At 44.7% G+C, this 7,366-nt stretch carries 7 protein-coding genes, 1 tRNA gene and 2 rRNA genes (1 of these 10 only partly in view); 6 read left to right on the top strand and 4 right to left on the bottom strand.

The genetic code is table 11. The annotated features are described in order from the left end of the window. From R3D86_05530 to R3D86_05515, 4 genes are all read left to right on the top strand, one after another. A 23S ribosomal RNA gene (locus R3D86_05530) occupies window positions 1-1,030 on the top strand; it begins 1,722 nt to the left of the window's first position. A 349-nt stretch (window positions 1,031-1,379) separates the two neighbouring features. Next, window positions 1,380-1,494, top strand: a 5S ribosomal RNA gene (gene rrf / locus R3D86_05525). Between the two features lie 122 nt (window positions 1,495-1,616). After that, entirely contained in the window at window positions 1,617-1,934 is a 318-nt protein-coding gene (locus tag R3D86_05520) for a hypothetical protein (GenBank protein ID MEZ5757662.1), read from the top strand. Between the two features lie 8 nt (window positions 1,935-1,942). After that, window positions 1,943-2,019, top strand: a tRNA-Met gene (locus R3D86_05515). Window positions 2,020-2,074: 55 nt separating this feature from the next. On the opposite strand, the gene R3D86_05510 is transcribed toward R3D86_05515, so the two are convergent. The 4 genes from R3D86_05510 to R3D86_05495 all read right to left on the bottom strand — a co-directional run bounded on the left by R3D86_05510 (window position 2,075) and on the right by R3D86_05495 (window position 5,477). Next, window positions 2,075-2,365 (bottom strand): hypothetical protein, encoded by a 291-nt coding sequence (locus tag R3D86_05510; GenBank protein ID MEZ5757661.1) that lies wholly within the window; start codon window positions 2,363-2,365, stop codon window positions 2,075-2,077. Beyond that, entirely contained in the window at window positions 2,356-2,997 is a 642-nt protein-coding gene (locus R3D86_05505; protein MEZ5757660.1) for a DUF1826 domain-containing protein, read from the bottom strand. The genes R3D86_05510 and R3D86_05505 overlap by 10 nt, the downstream gene beginning before the upstream one ends. Further along, window positions 2,994-4,223 (bottom strand): zinc metallochaperone GTPase ZigA, encoded by a 1,230-nt coding sequence (gene zigA / locus R3D86_05500; GenBank protein ID MEZ5757659.1) that lies wholly within the window; start codon window positions 4,221-4,223, stop codon window positions 2,994-2,996. Before zigA ends, R3D86_05505 begins: the two co-directional genes overlap by 4 nt. Before the next feature lie 816 nt (window positions 4,224-5,039). Further along, window positions 5,040-5,477 (bottom strand): hypothetical protein, encoded by a 438-nt coding sequence (locus tag R3D86_05495; protein MEZ5757658.1) that lies wholly within the window; start codon window positions 5,475-5,477, stop codon window positions 5,040-5,042. Window positions 5,478-5,739: 262 nt separating this feature from the next. Between R3D86_05495 and R3D86_05490 the strand changes: the two genes are divergently transcribed. Both R3D86_05490 and R3D86_05485 read left to right on the top strand, forming a co-directional pair. Next, window positions 5,740-6,327, top strand: a complete 588-nt coding sequence (locus R3D86_05490) for an RNA polymerase sigma factor (protein ID MEZ5757657.1) — start codon at window positions 5,740-5,742, stop codon at window positions 6,325-6,327. After that, window positions 6,324-7,349 carry a FecR domain-containing protein gene (locus R3D86_05485; protein MEZ5757656.1) on the top strand — a complete coding sequence of 342 codons (1,026 nt, stop codon included), beginning with the start codon at window positions 6,324-6,326 and terminating at the stop codon, window positions 7,347-7,349. The genes R3D86_05490 and R3D86_05485 overlap by 4 nt, the downstream gene beginning before the upstream one ends. Window positions 7,350-7,366: the final 17 nt, after the last annotated feature.

Genomic DNA, 7,366 nt, shown 5'->3' with positions numbered 1-7,366 from the left:
TAAAAGGAGGTGTGCAAGCACTGAATTGAAGCCCCAGTAAACGGCGGCCGTAACTATAACGGTCCTAAGGTAGCGAAATTCCTTGTCGGGTAAGTTCCGACCTGCACGAATGGCGTAACGACTTCCCCACTGTCTCCAACATCGACTCAGTGAAATTGAATTCCCCGTGAAGATGCGGGGTACCCGCGGTTAGACGGAAAGACCCCGTGCACCTTTACTATAGCTTTAGAGTGATAATGGATATGTTATGTGTAGAATAGGTGGGAGGCTTTGAAGCAGTTGCGCCAGTAGCTGTGGAGCCGTCCTGTGAAATACCACCCTTAACCTGTCTATTATCTAACCACGACCCGTGAACCCGGGTCTGGGACCCTCTATGGTGGGTAGTTTGACTGGGGCGGTCGCCTCCCAAAGAGTAACGGAGGCGCGCGATGGTAGGCTCAGGTTGGTCGGAAATCAACTGTGAGAGTGCAATGGCATAAGCCTGCCTGACTGCGAGACTGACAAGTCGAGCAGAGACGAAAGTCGGTCATAGTGATCCGGTGGTCCCGCGTGGAAGGGCCATCGCTCAACGGATAAAAGGTACGCCGGGGATAACAGGCTGATGACGCCCAAGAGTCCATATCGACGGCGTTGTTTGGCACCTCGATGTCGGCTCATCTCATCCTGGGGCTGGAGCAGGTCCCAAGGGTATGGCTGTTCGCCATTTAAAGAGGTACGTGAGCTGGGTTTAGAACGTCGTGAGACAGTTCGGTCCCTATCTGCCGTGGGCGTAGGAGAATTGAGAGGATCTGTCCCTAGTACGAGAGGACCGGGATGGACGCACCTCTGGTGGACCTGTTGTCGCGCCAGCGGCATTGCAGGGTAGCTATGTGTGGACAGGATAACCGCTGAAAGCATCTAAGCGGGAAACCCCCCTCAAGATAAGTTCTCCCTTAAGAGCCGTGGAAGACCACCACGTTGATAGGCTGGATGTGGAAGTGCAGTAATGTATGAAGCTGACCAGTACTAATTACTCAATCGACTTGATATCTCATCATGAACAGAGATTAGAATATAAGAAGAAACAAAGGTTTATAAAATTAATCCTCAGTGGGAGCCCGAATGGGCGACCTGGACCCGACCGGGTCCCGCGCACTTTTGCGCGGTAGCCTAAGCGCGAGCGCTGGCGATTGAGGCATAATTAAAACCAGGCTCCTCGGCTTGGAGCTTAATTATAAAAATCTCTAACATAATGCTTGTTACACACTCAAAGCGCGCCATTTAATGGGGCAGCCTTGAGCTCGTTTGTCCTCGCTTGGCTCCGTCTCCTTCGGAACCATGGAGTTACTGATGTAACTCCGGGAACAAACCTAAATTAGACATTCTTTATCTTTAGTTGATCTGGTGGTTATAACAGGATTGTCCCACCCGGTCCCATCCCGAACCCGGAAGTGAAAGGTCCTTGTGCCGATGGTACTTCGTCCTAAGACGCGGAAGAGTAGGTCGCTGCCAGATCTATTAAGGATAAAGAGCCTTGAGCGCAGCCCATGGGATGACAAGGTCATACCGGGGTCCGTTAAAGGAACCCCTTCACAATCTCAAAAATCAAAATACCGCCACTAAACACGGCGGTTTTTTTGTTTGTGGATAATAAAAATCAATATGTTATTATCCGTGAAACGGGTCCGGAGCGCTCAGGTTATTTTTATGGCCTCAATCACCAATGTAAGTCTGTTATGGGCTTGCGCTTAGGCTTAGGGATGGATTTATCCATTTATGGTGCAGCCCTGAGCTCATTCCATGGGGTCGCCTGCGACACCGGGAATAAAACTAAAATGACGCGGGGTGGAGCAGCCCGCCACTTTGAGCCCATAGGGCGAAAAGAAAGTCCATTTAGCCGGAGCCAAAGCGAAGGCGGAAGACAAAATAGCTCACCGGGCAAAGCCCAAATATAATTACTTGACGCGGGGTGGAGCAGCCCGGTAGCTCGTCAGGCTCATAACCTGAAGGTCGTTGGTTCAAATCCAACCCCCGCAACCAAAACATCAAAACCACCCCAAATCCGGGGTGGTTTTTGTGTTTTAGTATGCGTTGGTCAGATTTGAACTAACGAAAAAGTTGGGTCAACCGCAGGCGCAGCGAGACAGTGTCTCGCGATAAGCGCGAAGGTCATGGAGCATTCCGCAAAGCGGAAGCGAACACTAAATCCAACCCCCGCAACCAAATAAAAAGAGGGTCCCACCAGGGACCCTTTTTTATTTTGTGGTGGGTCAGGAATGAACCAACCGGTTCGGCCGGAGGACGCCAGTCCGTAGGCAACGGAGGAAGCATAGCGACCGACGGTAAATCCAACGCAGCGAAGGCAAATTCCTGATTTTAGCAGCAATCGCAGTTATTTTCAGAAGAGGCCTTGTCAATAACCAGAAGCAGCCTTGTCTCGCCACTGCCTTCGATCGGTGGGGATCGGTGATAAATGACTGTTGAAGGAGCCGGGGTCCAGCGGCGACCTTTGAAAATGCCAACAGCCTGCTTTGGCAGTTCGTAGATCACGTCCGGCATGGGGGTTGCGCTGTAAATGCCATATTCTGTACCCCTTCCGCGATAACTGCACAAGAGGCGGGCGGCGACATTGTCCTGATGGAATTTCCTGCAGGCATTGTCGTTTACAACATCCAGGCGCAGGTTTATCGAGTTTGTCTTCATTATTTTAGCGAACAATTGAGCTAGAGAGTTTATGTCTTCAGCCAGTATTTGACTATTGGGGTTATCGGCGATGCTGCACTCACTGAACACGGTAACCATCGCATCTTTGACCTTATCCTTTTGCAAAGTCAGACGTGCTTTTGGCAGTTTTTCGGGTGGTATCGTATCGAGCCACTCCTGCAAAGTTGCTTCAGGCTGCCTAAGGTAAATGGCAATGCTACAATCCGGCGATGTGATATTGTTCAGCACATCAGCCTCCTCACCTTCGATAATGCTATCAGCATGGACTGGGTTTGAAAGAGCAGTCTGGATCATTGCTCAACCTCATCAGCACGCTCCCAATTGGGGAAAGGGTCTGGTGCGCCAATCCAATCCTTTTGTTTATAGACGCAGGCTTCGTCGATCAACGCATCGTCGAGTGCTGCTATCAGACCTTCAGAATCCATTCCAGCCCCAATAAAAACGAGTTCCTGGCGCCTGTCTCCGTGTGGTTCTTTCCAGAACTTTTTCAAATGGGCAAGAGCTTCCGGGTTATCTGGCCAGCGAGACTTTGGTACAGCAGCCCACCATGTTCCGAGCGGCTTGATACTGCTCAATGCCCCTGCAAGTGAAAATTCTGCAACCCAGTTGGGTTTTGTGGCGACCCAAAAATGCCCTTTTGCGCGGATCACACCCGGTAATTGCTTTGTCAGGAGATCGTGAATCTTCTGCGGATCAAATGGTCGTCTAGCCCGGTACACAAATGAGGAAACACCATATTCATCGGTTTCCGGCTTATGTTCAGCAAAACCGTATAGTTCCTTAACCCACAAGGGGTGGTCATGGGCGGTCTCAAAATCAAACAGGCCGGTATTAAATATTCGGTCAGGTGGTACTGCGCTATAATCTGTTTCGATAATCTCTGCGTCGGGGTTGAGCGACATGACAATTTTCCGGGCAGCATCCTGGTTTTCCACACCGGCATCAGCAAATTTGTTGAGAATGATAATGTCGGCAAATTCAATTTGATCGACAAGCAGATCGACGAGAGACCGGTTATCTTCATCGCCTAAACTTTCACCGCGGTCTTTTAAAAAATCATGGCTTGAATAATCTTTCAGGAGATTAAGCGTATCTACCACTGTTACCATCGTATCAAGTCGTGCAACATCGGACAAACAATTACCATCTTCGTCACGAAACTCAAACGTGGTTGCAACAGGCAGAGGCTCAGAGATGCCGGTGGATTCAATCAGCAGATAGTCAAACCGGTCTTCTTCTGCCAATCGTCTGACTTCGGCGAGCAGATCGTCCCTAAGCGTACAGCATATGCAGCCATTGGTCATTTCCACCAGTTTCTCATCTGTGCGTGATAAATTTGCCCCGCCGTTACGAATTAGATCCGCATCGATATTTACCTCGCTCATGTCATTAACGATAACCGCAACACGATGACCTTCACGGTTATTGAGCACATGGTTCATAAGTGTGGTTTTTCCGGCACCAAGAAAGCCGGAAAGCACTGTAACGGGTAATCGTCGGTCATTGGGGTTTAGGTCCATTTATACTACTCCTTCCATTGGTTCAATCATTTGTGATATTCGAGCCTGCTTGCATTGTACTTAGTTTAGGAAATCCAGTTGTTGGGTCGATAGTGAGAAGAACTTCTTTAATGCAATGAATCTGTTTTGGTTAAAATTGTAAAATAGAATAGCTTCTTTAAAATGCAAAGTTATAACATAACGTTTTCGTTTGATCAAATTGAAATAATGAGTTGTTTCAATAAAGCATGTATAGTAAGAGTGACTGACCAAATGCATATCTAAAAGATAACTAAATGTGTCTCAACAGTTCTAAGCGGTCTGTATTCACTAATTTATGATATACACATTGAGAAAACGCGGAAAACTCAGTCTAACACATTTTCTGGCACATAATTTTTTTGAATTATATTGTTGTTAGAATTTCAATATTTTAATCATATATTAATCAGGTTCCTAACCAGAAGGCCATCGTGTCAGCCGCAGGCGCAGCGAGACAGTGTCTCGCGATAAGGCACTAAGGTCATGGAGCGATCCGCAAAGCGGAAGCGGACACTAAATCCAACCCCTCGTAATCTCATTCACAAAAATATTTTAAATTATACTGGTCAGCGAGGCGCTGAAATTCATCCAGCTTACCTTGTCGGCAATAATTATTGGCGAGGTTAATAATGACATTGATATTATCCTCATCTGACCTGTTATAAAAAGTTTTGCTAAGGGAAAGGAATTCTTTGAGTGTTGTCTCCTCTTTTTGTAACTGTCCCGATAAGCCATATAATGAGTAAAGTTGTTTTAAATATTGTAGGTGCTTGTAATTATCGTTACGTCCTTCTTTCAAAATAGAAATATTTTCAAGAACCAAAGGTATTGCGGCGGAATAACTCTTATTGGATATAAGTAATTTATAATATAATGTCCGGCACATTTTTGTTGTTGGTGTGTGATGCCTAGGTTTTCTTTAGAGAGGAAATAGGCCTCTTTTACGCTTGACGCAACTTCATTCAGTCTTCCTGCCTTATCATGATACCTGTTAAAATCTTTTAAGAAATTTATGTATCTTGTACTATTTGGTTTTTCAATTTCTTTGGTCCCTTCAAGCAGTTGTTTTGAATAAATTATTGCTTCAGACCAATTCCTGTTTTTTGCTGCCTGCGCAGCTTTTAAGCTTAAACTACCCAGTTTCTTCTCTGTCCACGGTGACTCTGCAGAGATAACGGATTGATTTTGAAAAACTACTATTAAAAAAGGAAGAAATATCCACCTTATTTTCACGCAACATTGTCCTTGTAAAAGGTTGTTATCTATATATAGCCTTTGCCATAGCCCATCAGCCTATCAAAAAACTTTTTGTATTGTCAATGTACGGATATTGAGCTGACTATATATTACTTGCTTAAGATAAGAGTAATTATGCATAAATAGGAACTGTAATAATACAGAAAAATATATTTATTTTTTTGTGAAGGATTTTTGCAACAGTTTCGTCTTATACTAGACTTAGGGGTTTTATATTTGAAACAGGTGAAGAGCGGTAATGAATAATGGAAAAGAAAGCCTTGATGAGTGGTTTATGGATAGCGTATTGCCGCATGAGCAGGCATTGATGCGCTTCTTATATCGTAATTGGCAGGATAATTCCTCAGAAGTAAATGATTTGTGCCAGGAAGTTCTGGCAAGAGTATATGCGGCAGCTCAAAAAGAGCGGCCAATGCGTATTAAATCTTTCATTTTTGCAACTGCGCGAAATCTGCTATGTGATATGATCAGAAGAGAGCAGGTTGTTCGAATTGAAGCCGTTATGGATATAGAAGCATTAAATGTTATAAATGAAGAAGTAGGAATAGAAGAGCAGATATCATCGCGACAGGAATTAAAGCATCTACAGGTCGCGCTTGAGTCATTGCCAGGAAATTGTCGGAAAGTAGTTGAATTGCGTAGAGTTTGGGGGTATTCGCAAAAAGAAACAGCAAATCAGTTAGGGATTACCGAAGCTGCCGTTGAGGCACATATACAGAGGGGCGTATTACGTCTTAGTGAAGCCTTAAGATTTGTTTCAGAAATTGCTGCGTGTAAATTTAACTCTAAAATAAATCGCAAGGCCGACGCAGGAGAAGAAATATGAGAAAAGCAGAACAGAATTCAGCTCTTCCATCTGCCGAAAATGTTGAATTGGAAGCTGCAAAATGGCTTGCCAGAATTGATAGTCATTATGGCGACCGAACTGTCTGTTTAGATGACTATGCAAGTCATAATGTAGAATTCTCAGTCTGGTTGGAAAAATCAATTACGAACAGGGTTGCCCTGTTGCGATTATTGTCAATCTGGAAACGTACGGGTCGTATGAGTGCTTTAAAATCACCGCACTCCAAACCTGAAGTTAAATTGACTAATGATCAATCTGATAGCAAGCCAAATTATAAAAAGGTTGGTGGATTACTTGCGGCAGCTTGCTTGCTTATTGTTTTACTGATTGGGTTCAGAACTTTTGAAAGTGGTCAGGATGCAAAAACGTACCAGACGGCAAAGGGGGGACATGAAGTTGTTCCACTTATAGATGGCTCAACGGTTGAATTAAATTCAGACACAAAATTTACTGTTCAAATGGCCAAAAATGAACGCGTCATCAGGCTGGATCGCGGGGAAGCTTTTTTTGAAGTTTCACACGATGCAAACAGGCCATTTAGAATCATTGCCGGAGATCACACAGTTACTGTATTGGGGACAAAATTTGCTGTTTATAGAAACGCGGGTGAAATTGAGGTCGCAGTAACGGAAGGACGCGTCGCAATTGGTGAAGGAACATCAAAGAATGCTGCTCCACCAACAGTCATTCTGCCTGGAGATATTGCAAAAACAGAACATGGTACATTACTGGTTCTTAATAAAGGCCGTGATGCAGTAGAAAGAGAGCTCAGCTGGCGGCATGGATATATTGTTCTGGATAAAAGAACACTGGAAGAAGCAGCTGAAGAATTCAGCCGTTATCATAAAGTTGAGTTTGTCATAAAAGATCAAAAGATTGCCAGAATGTTGGTGAGCGGAAGATTTAAATCAGATAATCTGGAAGGTTTCTTAAGATTATTGGAAGAAGGATTTGGATTTCACATCTCACGCCTGAATGATAAAATCTCAATAGAGGCATAATTTTTTTATTTTGAAGG

The organism is Emcibacteraceae bacterium, assembly GCA_041396985.1.
Taxonomy (GTDB): Bacteria; Pseudomonadota; Alphaproteobacteria; order Sphingomonadales; family Emcibacteraceae; genus Pseudemcibacter.
This window is presented reverse-complemented; position numbering and strand designations above follow the sequence as displayed.